We start from the raw sequence: 15,944 nt of genomic DNA on the forward strand, positions 1-15,944 counted from the left end.
CAGTGACATGACCGATCACACGCAGCGCAGCAACAGCGACTACGACCCGAACGCGGCCTATCCGCAACCGCCGGCGTACGAGCCGGAGCAGCCCGTGACGACCCCGTCCGGGGTCACCGTGTGGCCCAGCGGACCGCACACCGCACACCAGGCACCCGGCGCGGGCAGCGGTGCCGGCGGGATGTACCCCCCGCCGCCGCCCGGCGCACAGCCCTCGCCCGGTCCCTCCCCCGTCCCGACCTCCCGGCGCAAGGTCCGCAAGCCGATCGCCCTGTTCGCCGCGGTGGCGATCGCTTCTGGCGTCGTCGGCGGCGGAACGGTGGCGCTGATCGGCAACACCACCTCGCACCCCACCGTCAGCACCGCGGCCGCCGCCGTCAACGCCAGCTCCAGCAAGACCGGCGTGGCCGGCGTCGCCTCCGCGGTCAGCCCGAGCATCGTCGAGATCGGCGCAACCTCGAACGCCGGCCGGTCCACCGGTGCCGGCGTGATCATCACCAGCGACGGCGAGATCATCACCAACAACCACGTCATCGCCGGCGCCACCAGCATCAAGGTCACCTACAGCGACGGGAAGACGGCCACCGCGAAGGTCGTCGGCACCGACGCCAAGAAGGACCTCGCCCTCATCAAGGTCGACAACGCCAGCGGCCTCACCGCCGCCAAGCTCGGCAACTCCGACGGCATCGCCGTCGGCGACCAGGTCGTGGCCATCGGTTCGCCCGAGGGCCTGACCGGCACCGTCACCAGCGGCATCGTCTCCGCGCTCAACCGCGACGTGACCGTCTCCACCGACGAGAGCCAGGGCCGGGGCCAGGGCCAGGGCGGCAGCGGCGGCTCCGACCAGTGGCCGTTCAGCTTCGGCGGCAACCAGTACAACGGCGACACCGGCAACTCCACGACCACCTACAAGGCCATCCAGACCGACGCGTCCCTCAACCCCGGCAACTCCGGCGGCGCGCTGATCAACATGAACGGCGAGATCATCGGCATCAACTCCGCGATGTACTCGGCCGCTTCGTCCGGCTCCTCGGGCAGCAGCGCCGGCAGCGTCGGCCTCGGCTTCTCCATCCCGATCAACACCGTGAAGGCCGACCTCGACTCACTGCGCAGCGGCGGCACCAACTGACCTGCGGTCCGCACCCGAGTTCCAACCCTGGGGAGGCAGTCCCATGACCACCAACGCCATCACCGTCAACGTCAACCGCGCCCGGCACGCCCTCGCCGCCGCCATCTCCTGGGGAGCGGGCGGCCCCGCCCCGGACGCCGCCGTCCGCACCGGCCCCACCGACCTCGACCTGCCGCTCGGAATGCCGATGACATCACCCGCCCCGCAGCCGCCCCGCGCCGCCGAAGTCGCCACCCCGGCACCCGTCCGACGCGGCTCCGCACGCCACCGCCCCGCCGCCGTGCGAGGCTGATAACCGTCCCCACCCCCCTTCACCACCACGAGGTCGCGACCCCCATGAGCCCCGGCGAGAACGGCGAGGCCCCCGCCCGCATCCTGATCGTCGACGACGAGCCCGCCGTCCGCGAGGCGCTGCAGCGCAGCCTCGCCTTCGAGGGCTACGACACCGCCATCGCCGCCGACGGCGTGGCGGCCCTCGACCAGGTCGACGGCTATCAGCCGGACGCGATCATCCTCGACGTCCTGATGCCCCGCATGGACGGCCTCACCACCGCCCGCCGGCTCCGCGCCACGGGTGTGACCGTGCCCATCCTGATGCTCACCGCCCGCGACACCGTCGGCGACCGCGTCACCGGCCTCGACGCGGGCGCCGACGACTACCTCGTCAAGCCCTTCGAACTCGACGAACTCCTCGCCCGGCTGCGCGCCCTGCTGCGCCGCAGCGCCTACGCGGCCGCGGCAGCGGCGGCCGACGAGGACAACGCCCTCACCTTCGCCGACCTCCGCATGGACACCTCCACCCGCGAGGTCACCCGCGCCGGCCGCCCCGTCGAACTCACCCGCACCGAATACACCCTGCTGGAAATGTTCCTCGCCCACCCCCGCCAGGTCCTGACCCGCGAGCAGATCCTCAAGTCCGTCTGGGGCTTCGACTTCGAGCCCTCCTCCAACTCCCTCGACGTCTACGTCATGTACCTCCGCCGCAAAACCGAGATCGACGGCCTCCCCCGCCTGGTCCACACCGTTCGAGGCGTCGGCTACGCGCTGCGGGCACCGGACGGAAAGTCATGAAGCGGTTGCCACTCCGTTCGCGGTTGGCGATCCTCACGGCCGCGGCGGTGGCGGTGGCGGTGGCGGCGGTGGCTCTGTCGTGCTGGCTGATCACACGACAGCAGCTCACGGAGCAGCTGGACAGGTCGCTGCGGCAGGCTGACGCGGTTCCTCAGATCTCGCGATCGATCAACCAGAACGGATGCCTGGCCACCCCGCCGGTGCAGGACGTCGGCCCGGGGCGATATCCGTTCATCAACACGAACAACACCTCCGCCCAAGTGGTCCAGCCCAACGGCAAATCGTGCTGGGTCGAGGGCACCGCCGCCTTCCCCGTGACGAAGGTCGACCAGACCATCGCCGCTGATCCCCTCAAGCCCGACGGCACTCCGCGTGCCGTCACCCACAACGTGACGACCGCGGACGGTACCGAGCTGCGGGTCTACACCATGGGCACCAACCTTGCTCTCGGCCGTCAGCCGCTCGCCCTGTCAGTGGCCCGCCCGTTGTCCGAGATCACCGACCCCCTGAACACCCTCGCGTGGGTGCTGCTCGCGGTCGCCGGTATCGGCGTCCTCGGGGCCGGCGCCGCCGGATTGCTGATCGCCCGCGCAGGGCTGAAGCCCGTCGACCGCCTCACCGAGACCGTGGAGCACATCGCGCGGACGGAAGACCTCAGCGTCCGGATCCCCGTCGAGGGGGAGGACGAGATCGCGCGGCTCTCCGAGTCGTTCAACGCGATGACGGCGGCGCTGGCCTCGTCCCGCGACCGGCAGCAGCAGTTGATCGCCGACGCGGGGCACGAGCTCCGCACCCCGCTCACCTCCCTCCGCACCAACATCGAACTGCTGGAACGCAGCGAGGCCACCGGGCGGCCCATCCCCCCGGCGGACCGCAAGGCGCTGCTGGCGAGCGTCAAGGCGCAGATGACGGAGCTGGCCGCGCTCATCGGCGACCTTCAGGAGCTCTCCCGCCCTGACGGGGAGCCCACGCTCCAAGTGGTGGCCCTGCACGAGATCGCGGAAGCCGCGCTGGAACGGGCCAGGCTGCGCGGACCCGATCTGACGATCCGGGCCGAGCTGGCGCCCTGGTACGTCCGCGCGGAGCCGGTCGCGCTGGAACGCGCGGTGGTGAACCTCCTCGACAACGCGGTGAAGTTCAGCCCACCGTCCGGCTCGGTCGAAGTACGCCTCGACCACGGCGTACTGACGGTCCGCGATCACGGTCCCGGCATCCCCGACGACGAACTCCCGCACGTCTTCGAGCGCTTCTGGCGCTCCCCGTCCGCCCGCAGCCTCCCCGGCAGCGGCCTGGGACTGTCCATCGTGGCCCGCACCGTCCAGCAGTCCGGCGGCGAGGTGAGCCTCCGCCCGGCCGGCGGCGGCGGCACCGTAGCCACCGTCCGCCTCCCAGGCGCCCCAACAACCCCACCGGCAGTAGCGGCGCAGGCAGGAACGTAAGGGGGCCGGGGCCGGAGGGGTGGGGTTTCGAAATGCTGCCGAGCTATTTGAGGGCCGCCAGGCCCTAAATAGTCGATTTCGAAGCCCCACCCCGGAGGACCCGGCCCCCGAAGGAACAACCAGCCGTTACTTGACGACCGTGATCCGGTCAGCCGCCGGAGGCGCCAGCGGACTAGCAGCGGACGAATTCGCCGTCAGGTAAGCATTGAGCGCAGCGAGGTCGTCGCCCCCGACCAGCGGGTTCTTCCCCGTGCCAAGCGCAGCGAACCCGTCCCCGCCGCCCGCCAGGAACGAGTTCATGGCGACGCGGTAGACGCCGGCCGGGTCGATCGGAACCCCACCCAGCTTGACCGTGTCCGCGACGACGCGGTCCGCGCCCGTCTTCGTCAGGTCGAGCGTGTACGTCAGTCCCGACGACACCTGAAGGATCTTGGGCGAAGCCTGGTTCGCCCCGCTGACCTGCTGCTGCAGAGCCGCGATGACCTGCGCGCCGGTGAGATCCGCGAGGTTCACCGTGTTGCTGAACGGCTGGACGGCGAAGCCCTCCCCGTAGGTGACGACGCCGGGCCCCTCGGTGCCGGACGGCGCGTAGACGAGGTCGGTGCGGATGCCGCCCGGGTTCATCAGCGCGATCGACGTCTTGGGGTCGAGGGTCTTGCCGTAGGCGAGCTGCGCGTCGGCGATGACGTCGCCGAGCGGCGACTCGTTGCCGTCGGCGTCGTTCGCCTTGATGTCGGCGCTGATGTAGCCGACCGTGCGGTTCGCGACCGGAGCGGCCAGCGCGCGCCAGTGGTCGACGAGCTTGGTGAGGTCCGCCGCCTTCGGCTGGACGCGGTCCACGACGTGGTTCGAGCCCTTGACCGACGTGCGGACGATGTCCTGGGTCCGGCGGTCGTACTTCATGTCCAGCTCGGTGAAGAGCCGGCCGAACGAGGAGGCGCTCGTCACCAGCCGCGGGTTGCCGGCCGGGTCGGGGATGGTGCAGACGTAGGCGTTGTGCGTGTGGCCGGTGACGAGGGCGTCCACGTCGGCCGAGGTCTTCTTGGCGATGTCGGCGATGGGCCCGGACAGCCCGGAACCGGGGCCGCCCGCATCGCAGTTGTAGTTGTACGCGGGCGACGCGGGGAAGCCGCCCTCGTGGATGAGCGCGACGACGGCGTTGACGCCCTTGCGCTTCAGTTCCTTGGTGTACTTGTTGATCGTCTCGGCCTCGTCGAGGAACTTGAGGCCCTTGACGCCGTCGGCGGAGACGATGTTCGGGGTGCCCTTGAGCGTGACGCCGATGAACCCGACGCGCACGCCGTTCACGTTCTGGATCGAGTAGGGCGCGAGCAGCGGCTTGCCGGTCTTCTCGTTGACGACGTTCGCCGACAGGATCGGGTAGTCGGCGCCCTTGAACTTGCGGCCCTTCTCGTAGCAGCCGTCGGTCGGGTGGCAGCCGCCGTTCTGCAGCCGCAGCAGCTCGGCCTTGCCCTCGTCGAACTCGTGGTTGCCGACGCTGGTGACGTCCAGGCCGAGCTTGTTCATCGCCTCGACGGTCGGCTCGTCGTGGAAGAGCCCCGAGATCAGCGGGCTCGCCCCGACGATGTCACCGGCGGCGACGGTGATCGAGCGGTCGTGGCCCTTGCGGGCGGTGCGCAGGCTCGACGCCAGGTACTCGACGCCACCCGCGTCGATGGTCTTCGTGGTGCCGTCGGCCTGGAGTTCGGTGACCCGGCCGGACGAACCGGCGGGCGGCTCCAGGTTGCCGTGGAAGTCGTTCAGCGCGAGCAGCTGGAGGTCCACGGTGCGGCTGTCGTGGCCGCCGCCACCGTGGCCGTTCCCGCCGTGGCCGCCGCCGTAGCCACCGTGGCCGCTGTGCGCGGGCGCGGCGGCGGCGAGCGCGCCGATGGCCGCGAGCCCGGCGGCAGCGGCGGTCAATCTACGTGCCAGAGACATGGGTTCCCTCTGAGTCCTCAAGGTAAAGAGCCGTCCAGGTGTGGCCGATTTGGGGGAGCCTAGGGTCAACGCGCGTAGCGCGACAGGCGTTCGAGGGTTAAAAGCTGATTTCGACTCGCGGAACTCCAGCACCGGGCTGGCCGCCGACCAATCCAGTGTCCCATCATGCGAAACGACCTGTCTCACCATGCAGTACGACGGCATAGTTGTGTCCACCACCGACCGAGGAGGCGCACTCAGCGATGCAGACGCCCAACTCCCCGCAGCCACCCGCCCGGACATCCCCGCCGACGCCGTCGACGCCCCCGATGAAGCCGCAGGCGCAACCGCACGCGAAGCGCTGGCTGATGCTCGCCCTGGGGACCGCCGCGCAGACCTCGGCCTGCGCGTTCGTCTACGCGATCCCGTCCCTCGCCGACGAGCTGCGCTCCGCTGAGCACCTCACCCTCACGCAGGTCGGCCTGCTGGCCGCCTGCCCGACGGCGGGGCTGGTGCTGGCCCTGATCGCCTGGGGCGCCGCCGCCGACCGCTGGGGCGAGCGCGTCGTCATCTCCTCGGGGCTGGGGCTGGCGGCCGCGCTGCTCGGGGTGGCCACGACGATCGGCTCCATGACGGCGTTCGGCCTGGTCCTCGCCCTGGCGGGCGCGGCCTCGGCCTCCGTCTACTCGGCGAGCGGCCGGCTGGTGATGGGCTGGTTCGGCGCCGGGGAGCGCGGGCTGGCCATGGGCATCCGGCAGACCTCCACGCCGCTCGGGATGGCGATGGCGGCGCTGACCATGCCGCCGATCGCCGCCGCGTACGGGGTGCGGGGCGCGATCGCGTTCCTCGCCGTGGTCTGCGGGGTGATCGCGGTCCTGATCGCCGTGTTCGCCGCCGACCCGGCCCGCGCCGCGAGGAGCGCGGGCACCGCCGTCCGTACCGCCAATCCGTACCGCGGTTCGAGGGTGCTGTGGCGCATCCACGGCTCCGGCGCGCTGCTGGTCGTCCCGCAGTTCACGGCGGGCGCCTTCGCGCTGGTGCTGCTGGTCGACGCACGCGGCTGGTCGCCGGTCGCGGCCGGGCAGCTGGTGGCGCTGGGCCAGGGGCTGGGCGCGGTCTCCCGGATCGTCGTGGGCCGCTGGTCGGACCGGGTCGGCAGCCGGATGCGGCCGATGCGGCAGCTCGCCCTGATCACCGCCGCGGTCATCGGGGCCACCGCGCTGACCGCGGCCTTCCCCTCCCCCCTCACCGACGTCGCCCTGGTCCTGGCCATCGGCATCACGGCCAGCACCAACGGGCTGTCCTTCACAGCCACCGCCGAGGGCGCCGGGCCCGCCTGGTCCGGGCGCGCGCTGGGCATCCACAACACCGGCCAGAACCTGACGGCCGCCCTGGTCCCGCCCGTCATCGGCGCCCTGATCACCGACGCCGGCTACTGGCCCGGCTTCGCCGTCGCCGGGGCCGCGGCCTGCGTCGCTGCCGTTCTCGTTCCGTCCCGTGACCCGGTGGCCGGCGGAGCGGACCTGTCCACGGCGAATACCACCGCGTTCGCAGGTGCTGGGGACCCCTCCCAGCGGTAACGGGGGAGCCTGGCAGGCCTTCCCCCGCCTCCGGCGGGGGCACCCGTCCACCAGGCGACGCCTGGGCCCCCACTATCCGCCGGACAGGCTCTACGCTCGGGTTCATGACCGACGCCGCGCAGCCCAGCACGCCCACCCGCCGGATCGAGACCGTGGACGCGCTCGCGCCCGACACCGCGCGGGACGTCCTCGCGCTCCTCGGCGAGGCGGCGGCGAGCGACGGGCAGTGGGCCGTCTCCGAGCAGGGCCGGCTCAACCTGCGCGGCGGCGCGCGCCCCGGTGTGCGGCACCTGCTGCTGTACGTGGGCGACGAGCTGGCCGGCTACGGGCAGCTCGAGGACACCGACCCGGTCGAACCGCCCGCCGCCGAGTTCCTCATCAGCGCCTCCCGCCGCGCGCACGGCCACGGCCAGGCGCTCGGCCGGGCGCTGCTCGACACCAGCGGCAAGCGGCTGCGGGTGTGGGCGCACGGCGGCCACCCGGCCGCCCGGCACCTGGCCGTACAGCTCGGGCTGAGCCTGTTCCGGGAGCTGCGGCAGCTGCGCCGCCCGCTCGACGGCGGCCCCGCGCTGCCGGAGCCGGTGATCCCGGCGGGCATCACCGTGCGGACCTTCGTCCCCGGGCACGACGACGCCGCCTGGCTGGCGGTGAACGCCGCCGCGTTCGCCCATCACCCCGAGCAGGGCTCACTCACCCAGCGTGACCTGGACGACCGCAAGGCCGAGCCGTGGTTCGACCCGGCGGGCTTCTTCCTCGCGGTCCGCGGGGACGACGTCGTCGGCTTCCACTGGACGAAGGTGCACCGCGCCGACCGGCTCGGCGAGGTGTACGTCGTCGGCGTCCACCCGGACGAGCAGGGCAGCGGCCTGGGCAAGGCGCTCACCGCGATCGGCCTGCGGCACCTCGCGGACCAGGAGAAGCTGCCCACCGCGATGCTCTACGTGGACGCGGACAACATCCCGGCCGTCACCGTCTACGAGCGGCTGGGCTTCACGACCCACGAGACGGACCTGATGTACCGCACGGAGAGCTGATCAGCGAAGTACCGCACACCGTCCCCGATGTACCGCACGGCGGGGGACGCGGCCCGCCCGACACCGGACCGGAATCGTTCCGAGCCGGTACTGAGACTTTGTGCACCACGGAGTCGCCCCCCGCTGTCCGGCCCGTCATGTTCTCGTTACCGCTGATTCAGACTGGCTTGCGAGCATCACGGAATGCAGCCCGCTGCCCCTCCCCCCAAGCCGCAGCACCCCCACCGCCCGACCTGCCGCTTTCCCGTTCGGCACGGGACAATGAACGGACGGCGCCAGGGCGCTCCCCGAGGGCACCCGGCAGGCCGTACGACGTGTTCGACGTGCCGGAACCGGAGGAGGGCTCGTACTCCATGGCCTCGATGAATCAACCCGGTGTCCCCGGTCAGCCCAAAGCGGCAGGCACGGTCAGCACCGCATTCCGCCCCCAGGTCGTCCCGGACGTGGAGGCCGCCGTCGGCCCCGCCACCGAGGGCGAAGCCGACGGTGATCTCCCCCAGGGCCGCTTCCTGGACCGGGAGCGCAGCTGGCTCGCGTTCAACGAACGCGTGCTGGAACTCGCCGAGGACCCGGCCACGCCGCTCCTCGAACGGGCTAACTTCCTCGCGATCTTCGCCAGCAACCTCGACGAGTTCTTCATGGTCCGGGTCGCCGGTCTCAAGCGCCGCATGGCGACCGGTGTCGCCACCCGTTCGGCCTCCGGCCTGCAGCCCCGCGACGTACTGGACCTGATCCTCACCCGGTCCCGCGAGCTCATGGCCCGGCACGCCGCCTGCTTCCAGAACGACATCGCACCGCAGCTGGCCGACGAGGGCATACACGTCATCCGCTGGGCGGAGCTCACGGAGAAGGAGCAGGCCCGCCTGTTCACCCTCTTCCGCCAGCAGATCTTCCCCGTGCTGACGCCGCTGGCCGTCGACCCGGCGCACCCGTTCCCGTACATCTCCGGCCTGTCCCTGAACCTGGCCGTCGTCGTCCGCAACCCGGTCTCCGGGCACGAGCACTTCGCCCGGGTGAAGGTGCCGCCGATCCTCTCCCGCTTCCTCGAGGCGAGCCCGCAGCGCTACGTCCCGCTGGAGGACGTCATCGCCGCGCACCTGGAGGAGCTCTTCCCCGGGATGGAGGTCCTGGACCACCACATGTTCCGGGTCACCCGCAACGAGGACCTGGAGGTGGAGGAGGACGACACCGAGAACCTGCTCCAGGCACTGGAGCGGGAACTGATGCGGCGCCGCTTCGGGCCGCCGGTGCGCCTCGAAGTGGAAGAATCGATTGCTCCGCGGGTGCTCGACCTGCTCGTGCACGAGCTGAAGATGAAGCACACCGAGGTCTATCCGCTGCCCGGCCCGCTCGACCTGACCGGGCTGTTCGCGATAGCGGGCCTGGACCGGCCGGAGCTGAAGTACCCCAAGTACATCGCCGGCACCCACCGCGACCTGGCCGAGGTCGAATCGGCGTCGGCGCCCGACATCTTCGCGGCGCTGCGCGAACGCGATGTGCTGCTGCACCACCCGTACGACTCCTTCTCGACCTCCGTCCAGACCTTCCTGGACCAGGCGGCGGCCGACCCGGACGTACTGGCGATCAAGCAGACGCTGTACCGCACCTCCGGCGACTCCCCGATCGTGGACGCGCTCATCGACGCGGCCGAGGCGGGCAAGCAGGTCCTCGTCCTCGTCGAGATCAAGGCCCGCTTCGACGAACAGGCCAACATCAAGTGGGCCCGGAAGCTGGAAGAGGCGGGCTGCCACGTCGTCTACGGCCTGGTGGGGCTGAAGACGCACTGCAAGCTGTCGCTCGTGGTCCGCCAGGAGGGCGACACGCTGCGCCGCTACAGCCACATCGGCACCGGCAACTACCACCCCAAGACCGCACGGCTCTACGAGGACCTGGGGCTGCTCACCGCCGACCCGCAGGTCGGCGCGGACCTCTCGCACCTGTTCAACCGGCTGTCGGGCTACTCGCGCCGCGAGGTCTACAACCGGCTGCTGGTCGCGCCCCGCAACCTCCGTGACGGCCTGGTCTCCCGGATCATGGAGGAGATCACCCACCACCGGGCGGGGCGCCCCGCGTACATCCGCATGAAGCTCAACTCCATCGTCGACGAAGGAATCATCGACGCCCTCTACCGCGCCTCGCAGGCCGGTGTGCCCGTCGACATATGGGTACGCGGCATCTGCGCGGTCCGGCCGGGTGTCGCCGGACTCTCGGAGAACATCCGGGTCCGCAGCACCCTGGGCCGGTTCCTCGAACACTCCAGGGTGTTCATCTTCGGCAACGGTGGCGAACCCGAAGTCTGGTTCGGCAGCGCCGACATGATGCACCGTAACCTCGACCGCCGCATCGAGGCGCTGGTCAGGGTCGCCGACCCGGCCCACCGCGCCACCCTCAACCGCCTGCTGGAGACCGGGACCGCGGACGACACCGCGTCCTGGCACCTCGCGGCGGACGGGAACTGGACCCGGCACGGCACCGGCCCCGACGGCCAGCCGCTGCGCAATGTCCAGGAGATGCTCATCGACGCCCGGAGGCGCCGGCGTGGCCCAGCGACACCGTGACACCGCGTACGCCCAGGCCGGCCAGCCGGCAATCGTCCTCGACGGGAAGCCGGCCGGCGCGGCCGCCCTCGGCGCGCTGAGCGCCGGGGAGGTGGTCTCCGGCTACCTCCATGAGCAGGCGTCCACGTTCCTGCGCGCGCTCAGCCTGCGCGCCGAGGACGAGGAGGCCGCCGGCCTGCTGCTGCGCCGGTCCGCGCGCCGGATCGCCGCGACCCTGCACACGTACGGCACGCTCACCGACCCGGGCTGGGCCGATCCGCTGCGCACCGAGCTCGGCTGGGTCTCGACGTCCCTGGCCCATGAGCACCAGTACGCGGCCCGGCTCGCCCGGCTGCTGTCCGCCCTGCACCGGCTGGCCTCGGAACCCGACCAGCCGGCCCTCGACACGGGCGACCCCGACAACCCCGACGACCCGGCCCTGCCCGCGGAGCCCGCCATCGGCACGCAGGGGCCGCTCGCCGTCGGGGCGGCCCGCGCGGGCGCGCTGCTGGAGCGGCAGCTGACGCTGGCGCGCACCCGGGCGCACTCCGCCGCGCTGCAGGCGCTGGGCTCGTCGCGGTTCCACGCGGTGGCCGACGCCGTCGCCGTACTGGCCTCCGAGGTGCCGCTGACCGCGGCGGCCGACGCGCCCGCCGCCGTGCGGCTGCCCCCGCTCGCGGGGCTGGCGCACCACCGGCTCACCGAGGCGGCGGCCGCGCTGCCGCTGGCGCGCGCCGGTCACCCGTACAACGCCGACGCCGTGCGCGCCGCGCTCGGCCCGGAGCTGACCAGCGATCTGCAGGACGCACCGTGGCACCAGGCCCGCACCCTGCTGCGGCTCAGCCGCTACGCCGCCGAGGTCTGCCCACCGGACGAACCCGCCGCGAACGGCTCCGACGACAACCAGGGCCCGGACGCCGGCGCCGGTACCCGTGCCGGTGAGAGCCTGCACGACCGGCTCAAGACCGCGGCCCGGCTGCTGGAGGGGCACCGGGAGGCCGCCGAGTCCGCCAACGCCGTGGCGACCGCCGCCCGCACCCCGCGGATCGCCCCGGCCACCGCGTACGCGCTGGGCGTGCTCCACGCCGACCAGCGCCAGGAGGTCGAGGCGGCCCGCTTCGCCTTCGCCCGGCTCTGGCAGCGCACCTCGGTGCCGTCCGCCGCCGTCCCAGCTGTCCCAGTTGTCCCCGTTACCCCCGCCGTCCCCGGTTCGAGGTGAGCCACGATGCTGCGTTCCCCGGGGGAACCATCCCCCGTCCTGGCCGCCGGCGCGGTCCTCTGGCGCCGTTCGCCCCATGACGACGGCGTGGAGATCGCGCTGATCCACCGCCCCAAGTACGACGACTGGTCGCACCCGAAGGGCAAGCTCAAGCGCGGTGAGGACCCGGTGGCCGCCGCGCTGCGGGAGGTCCGCGAGGAGACCGGCATGGAGTGCGTGCTCGGCGCGCCGCTGCCGACCGCCCGCTATCTCGCCGACGGACGCCCCAAGGAGGTCCGCTACTGGGCCGCCGAGGCCGTCAGCGGCACCTTCGCCGTCAATGACGAGGTCGACCGGCTCGTCTGGCTCCCCCCGGCGGCGGCGCGCAACCGTCTCACCCACGAACGCGACCGCCCGCTCGTCGACGCCATGCTGCGGGCCATCCGGCCCGGCGCCGCCCGGCGGCGGTAGCCGGCCCGCCCCCCGACCAGCCCTGACCAGGGCTTTCCCGGGTCGACACCATGCGTCACAGGAATCCCTCGGGCCCCGCGGAGCGGCATCGGCGACAGCCCGCCCCGCACTGATAGACGAGGTTCACCTTGCGTTCACCCTCTCCCGTTGGTCGATTCACTTCCCCTGCCTAATTTCGGCCTTACCGGTGAGCATCACGCTGCGCCGGGTGGATGCAGACCTCCATACCTCTGCTTCGCCGTCCACCGGCGGGCTCCTGGAAGGAACACAGAAGGTGAAGCTTTCCCGTAACAGCGGACTGCGCGCCCTGACCGTCGGCGCGGTCGCGGTTTCCAGCGCGTTGGTCCTGACCGCCTGTGGTTCCGACAACAACACTTCGCCCGGCGACGCCAAGACCTCCGACGCCGCGAAGAGCTCCATCGCCTGCGCCAAGGGCGGCCAGCTGCTCGCCTCCGGCTCCAGCGCGCAGAAGAACGCGATGGACGTCTGGGTCAAGAACTACATGGCGGCGTGCCCCGGCACGAACATCAACTACAAGAGCTCGTCCTCGGGCGAGGGCGTCACCCAGTTCAACCAGGGTGCCGTCAGCATCGCGGGCTCCGACTCCCCGCTGAAGCCCGAAGAGGTCACCGCCTCGAAGACGATCTGCAAGGGCGGCCAGGGCATCGACCTCCCGATGGTCGGCGGCCCGATCGCGATCGGCTACCACCTGCCGGGCGTCGACAACCTGGTCCTGGACGCGCCGACCCTCGCGAAGATCTTCAACTCGACGATCACCAAGTGGGACGACGAGGCGATCAAGAAGCTCAACCCGACCGCCAAGCTCCCCAGCAGCAACATCCAGGCGTTCCACCGCTCGACGGACTCGGGCACCACGGACAACCTGACCAAGTACTTCAACGCGACGGCCAAGGCCGAGTGGCCCTACGAGCACGCGAAGGCGTGGAAGGGCAAGGGCGGCCAGTCCGCCCCCGGCTCCGCCGACATCGCCTCGAACGTGAAGCAGGCCGAGGGCACCATCGGCTACTTCGAGCTGTCGTTCGCCACCGCGAACAACCTGCAGACGGTCAAGCTCGCCACCGGCGCCGCTGCCCCCGTCGCGGCCAGCTCGGAGAACGCCTCCAAGGCCATCGCCGAGGCCAAGGTCACCGGCACCGGCACCGACCTGTCGCTGAAGCTCGCCTACGACACGAAGGCCGAGGGCGCCTACCCGCTGGCCCTCGTCACGTACGAGATCGCCTGCGACAAGGGCAACAAGGCCGACACGCTCGAGCTCGCGAAGTCCTTCCTCACCTACATCGCGAGCGAGGAAGGCCAGAAGGGCCTCTCCGGCATCGGCTACGCCCCGCTGCCGACGGAGATCGCCACCAAGGTCCGCGCCCAGATCGCGACCCTCTCCTAGTACGCGCGGCCGGCCCCGTACCGCACGGGGCCGGCCGCACATCCGGTGCACCGCCGCCGGGGGAGCCATCCCCCACCCAGACCGGAGAACCTCATGGACATAACACCGACAGACACGGCACTGCCTCCCCCTCCCACGGTTCCGTCACCCGCATCGGAGACCGCGTGTTCAGCGGTCTCGCCCGCGGGTCCGGCATCTTCCTCCTGGTCGTCATGGCCTCGATCGCGGTATTCCTCACGATCCGCGCGACGCACGCCATCTCCCAGGACCACGCGAACTTCTTCACCAGCTTCGAATGGGACGCCAACGCGACCCCGCCGGTCTTCGGCATCGGCGTCCTGATCTACGGCACGATCGTCAGCTCCGTGATCGCGATGGGCCTCGCGGTCCCGGTCGCGGTCGGCATCGCGCTGTTCATCTCGCACTACGCGCCGCGCCGGCTGGCCACCCCGCTCGCCTACGTCGTCGACCTCCTCGCCGCGATCCCGAGCATCATCTACGGCCTGTGGGGCGCGATCTACCTCGTGCCGCACCTGAAGGGCCTGAACCTCTGGCTCGACGAGTACCTCGGCTGGACCGGAGTCTTCGACAAGACCGACCCCGAGGGCGCGGCCCGTTCGCTCTTCACCGTCGGCATCCTGCTGGCGATCATGATCCTGCCGATCATCACCAACGTCAGCCGTGAAGTCTTCCGGCAGGTGCCGAAGATGCACGAGGAAGCGGCGCTCGCGCTCGGCGCGACCCGCTGGGAAGTCATCCGGATGTCGGTGCTGCCGTTCGCCCGCTCCGGAATCATCAGCGCCTCGATGCTCGGCCTCGGCCGCGCGCTGGGCGAGACGATGGCCGTGGCCACGGTCCTGTCGGCCTCCCCGGTGCTGTCCGCGAAGCTCCTCGACCCGGTCGGCGGGACCTTCGCGCAGAACATCGCCGCCAAGTTCGGCGAGGCGTCACCGTTCGGACGTGACGCGCTGATCGCCTCCGGCCTCGTCCTGTTCGTCATCACGCTGCTGGTGAACGGCGCGGCCCGCCTGATCATCGCCCGCCGCAAGGAGTACTCGGGGGCCAACGCATGAGCCACACCATCGCCGACAAGGCGCCCGTCGCGGTCCCGGCGACCCGCCGGCTGTCGCAGCGCCGGATGCCCCGCTGGGCACCGGCCGCCATCGCCGCCGCCGCGATCCTGCTCGGTATCGGCATCGGCCTCGCGGCCGGGCTGGAGAGCCGGATCCAGTGGGGCATGATCGCGCTGCTGCTCTTCGTGGCCGGCACCTACGCGGTGACCACCGCGGTCGAGGGCCGTCGGCAGGCCAAGGACCGCGTCGTCACCAGCCTCGTCTGGGCCTGCTTCATCGTGGCCATCGTGCCGCTGTACTCGCTGATCGCGACGACGATCTCCAAGGGCCTCAAGGTCCTGGACGGCAACTTCCTGAGCCATTCGATGGGCGGGGTCATCACGATCCAGCCCGGCGGCGGCATCTACCACGCGATCATCGGCACCGTGGAGCAGGTCGGCATCGCGACGCTGATCGCCACCCCGATCGGTCTGCTGACGGCGGTCTACCTGGTCGAGTACGGCAAGGGCAAGCTCGCCAAGGCCGTCACGTTCTTCGTGGACGTCATGACCGGCATCCCGTCGATCGTCGCCGGTCTGTTCATCCTGACCGTGTGGGTCCTGATGCTGGGCAACGGCCCGTCCGGCTTCGCCGGCTCGATGGCCCTGACGATCCTGATGCTGCCGGTCGTGGTCCGCTCGACCGAGGAGATGCTCAAGCTCGTTCCGAACGAGCTGCGTGAGGCGTCCCTCGCGCTGGGCGTCCCGAAGTGGCGCACCATCCTCAAGGTGGTCCTGCCCACGGCCATCGGCGGCATCACGACCGGCGTCATGCTGGCCGTCGCCCGCATCACCGGCGAGACCGCGCCGATCATGCTGCTGGTCTTCGGCAGCCAGATCATCAACAACAACCCCTTCGAGGGTGGTCAGTCCTCCCTGTCGTACTACGTCTTCGAGCAGTTCCAGAACGGCAACGACGCGTCCTACGACCGAGCCTGGGCCGCGGCCCTGGTACTGATCGCCTTCGTCATGATCCTGAACATGGTGGCTCGCGGCATCGCCCGCTGGAAGGCCCCCAAGACCGGTCGCTGACGCGACTACCCCCAGCGACATTT

Annotated in this window: 13 protein-coding genes; 12 read left to right on the forward strand and 1 reads right to left on the reverse strand. The window is 71.2% G+C overall.

Features of this window, described 5'->3' with window-relative positions:
• Positions 1 to 7: 7 nt before the first annotated feature.
• The 4 genes from LNW73_RS14590 to LNW73_RS14605 are packed head-to-tail and all read left to right on the forward strand — an operon-like array spanning position 8 to position 3,639.
• Positions 8 to 1,129, forward strand: coding sequence for a S1C family serine protease (locus LNW73_RS14590; RefSeq protein WP_250990192.1), 1,122 nt, complete (start codon positions 8 to 10; stop codon positions 1,127 to 1,129).
• A 43-nt stretch (positions 1,130 to 1,172) separates the two neighbouring features.
• On the forward strand, positions 1,173 to 1,421 hold the full coding sequence (locus LNW73_RS14595) for a hypothetical protein (RefSeq protein ID WP_250990193.1): 249 nt from the start codon (positions 1,173 to 1,175) through the stop codon (positions 1,419 to 1,421).
• Between the two features lie 44 nt (positions 1,422 to 1,465).
• Positions 1,466 to 2,200, forward strand: coding sequence for a response regulator transcription factor (locus LNW73_RS14600; protein ID WP_250990194.1), 735 nt, complete (start codon positions 1,466 to 1,468; stop codon positions 2,198 to 2,200).
• Positions 2,197 to 3,639 carry a sensor histidine kinase gene (locus LNW73_RS14605; RefSeq protein WP_250990195.1) on the forward strand — a complete coding sequence of 481 codons (1,443 nt, stop codon included), beginning with the start codon at positions 2,197 to 2,199 and terminating at the stop codon, positions 3,637 to 3,639. Before LNW73_RS14600 ends, LNW73_RS14605 begins: the two co-directional genes overlap by 4 nt.
• Positions 3,640 to 3,765: 126 nt before the next feature.
• On the opposite strand, the gene LNW73_RS14610 is transcribed toward LNW73_RS14605, so the two are convergent.
• On the reverse strand, positions 3,766 to 5,577 hold the full coding sequence (locus tag LNW73_RS14610; protein WP_250990196.1) for a bifunctional metallophosphatase/5'-nucleotidase: 1,812 nt from the start codon (positions 5,575 to 5,577) through the stop codon (positions 3,766 to 3,768).
• A 242-nt stretch (positions 5,578 to 5,819) separates the two neighbouring features.
• On the opposite strand from LNW73_RS14610, the gene LNW73_RS14615 reads away from it, so the two are divergent.
• The 8 genes from LNW73_RS14615 (at position 5,820) to pstA (ending at position 15,921) form a co-directional block, all read left to right on the forward strand.
• On the forward strand, positions 5,820 to 7,136 hold the full coding sequence (locus tag LNW73_RS14615; protein WP_250990197.1) for an MFS transporter: 1,317 nt from the start codon (positions 5,820 to 5,822) through the stop codon (positions 7,134 to 7,136).
• A gap of 104 nt (positions 7,137 to 7,240) precedes the next feature.
• A complete protein-coding gene (mshD, locus tag LNW73_RS14620; RefSeq protein ID WP_250990198.1) occupies positions 7,241 to 8,170 on the forward strand; it encodes a mycothiol synthase in 930 nt (309 codons plus the stop codon).
• A 353-nt stretch (positions 8,171 to 8,523) separates the two neighbouring features.
• On the forward strand, positions 8,524 to 10,728 hold the full coding sequence (locus tag LNW73_RS14625) for an RNA degradosome polyphosphate kinase (RefSeq protein ID WP_250980260.1): 2,205 nt from the start codon (positions 8,524 to 8,526) through the stop codon (positions 10,726 to 10,728).
• Positions 10,709 to 11,926: a CHAD domain-containing protein gene (locus tag LNW73_RS14630; protein WP_374118098.1), complete on the forward strand. Its 1,218-nt coding sequence runs from the start codon at positions 10,709 to 10,711 to the stop codon at positions 11,924 to 11,926. Before LNW73_RS14625 ends, LNW73_RS14630 begins: the two co-directional genes overlap by 20 nt.
• Before the next feature lie 6 nt (positions 11,927 to 11,932).
• Positions 11,933 to 12,376, forward strand: a complete 444-nt coding sequence (locus tag LNW73_RS14635) for an NUDIX hydrolase (protein WP_250990199.1) — start codon at positions 11,933 to 11,935, stop codon at positions 12,374 to 12,376.
• Positions 12,377 to 12,650: 274 nt separating this feature from the next.
• Positions 12,651 to 13,778, forward strand: coding sequence for a phosphate ABC transporter substrate-binding protein PstS (gene pstS, locus LNW73_RS14640; protein ID WP_250990200.1), 1,128 nt, complete (start codon positions 12,651 to 12,653; stop codon positions 13,776 to 13,778).
• A gap of 152 nt (positions 13,779 to 13,930) precedes the next feature.
• Positions 13,931 to 14,851: a phosphate ABC transporter permease subunit PstC gene (gene pstC, locus LNW73_RS14645; RefSeq protein ID WP_250992922.1), complete on the forward strand. Its 921-nt coding sequence runs from the start codon at positions 13,931 to 13,933 to the stop codon at positions 14,849 to 14,851.
• A complete protein-coding gene (gene pstA, locus LNW73_RS14650) occupies positions 14,848 to 15,921 on the forward strand; it encodes a phosphate ABC transporter permease PstA (RefSeq protein ID WP_250990201.1) in 1,074 nt (357 codons plus the stop codon). Before pstC ends, pstA begins: the two co-directional genes overlap by 4 nt.
• The last annotated feature ends 23 nt before the right edge of the window (positions 15,922 to 15,944 follow it).

It is taken from the genome of Streptomyces sp. RKAG337, assembly GCF_023701715.1.
Taxonomy (GTDB): domain Bacteria; phylum Actinomycetota; class Actinomycetes; order Streptomycetales; family Streptomycetaceae; genus Actinacidiphila.

What these genes read in the sequence shown, in the direction of transcription:
- LNW73_RS14590 (WP_250990192.1), top strand. Translation starts at nt 8, where the DNA reads ATGACCGATCACACGCAGCGCAGCAACAGCGACTACGACCCGAACGCG.
- LNW73_RS14595 (WP_250990193.1), top strand. Translation starts at nt 1,173, where the DNA reads ATGACCACCAACGCCATCACCGTCAACGTCAACCGCGCCCGGCACGCC.
- LNW73_RS14600 (WP_250990194.1), top strand. Translation starts at nt 1,466, where the DNA reads ATGAGCCCCGGCGAGAACGGCGAGGCCCCCGCCCGCATCCTGATCGTC.
- LNW73_RS14605 (WP_250990195.1), top strand. Translation starts at nt 2,197, where the DNA reads ATGAAGCGGTTGCCACTCCGTTCGCGGTTGGCGATCCTCACGGCCGCG.
- LNW73_RS14610 (WP_250990196.1), bottom strand. Translation starts at nt 5,577, where the DNA reads ATGTCTCTGGCACGTAGATTGACCGCCGCTGCCGCCGGGCTCGCGGCC.
- LNW73_RS14615 (WP_250990197.1), top strand. Translation starts at nt 5,820, where the DNA reads ATGCAGACGCCCAACTCCCCGCAGCCACCCGCCCGGACATCCCCGCCG.
- mshD (WP_250990198.1), top strand. Translation starts at nt 7,241, where the DNA reads ATGACCGACGCCGCGCAGCCCAGCACGCCCACCCGCCGGATCGAGACC.
- LNW73_RS14625 (WP_250980260.1), top strand. Translation starts at nt 8,524, where the DNA reads ATGGCCTCGATGAATCAACCCGGTGTCCCCGGTCAGCCCAAAGCGGCA.
- LNW73_RS14635 (WP_250990199.1), top strand. Translation starts at nt 11,933, where the DNA reads ATGCTGCGTTCCCCGGGGGAACCATCCCCCGTCCTGGCCGCCGGCGCG.
- pstA (WP_250990201.1), top strand. Translation starts at nt 14,848, where the DNA reads ATGAGCCACACCATCGCCGACAAGGCGCCCGTCGCGGTCCCGGCGACC.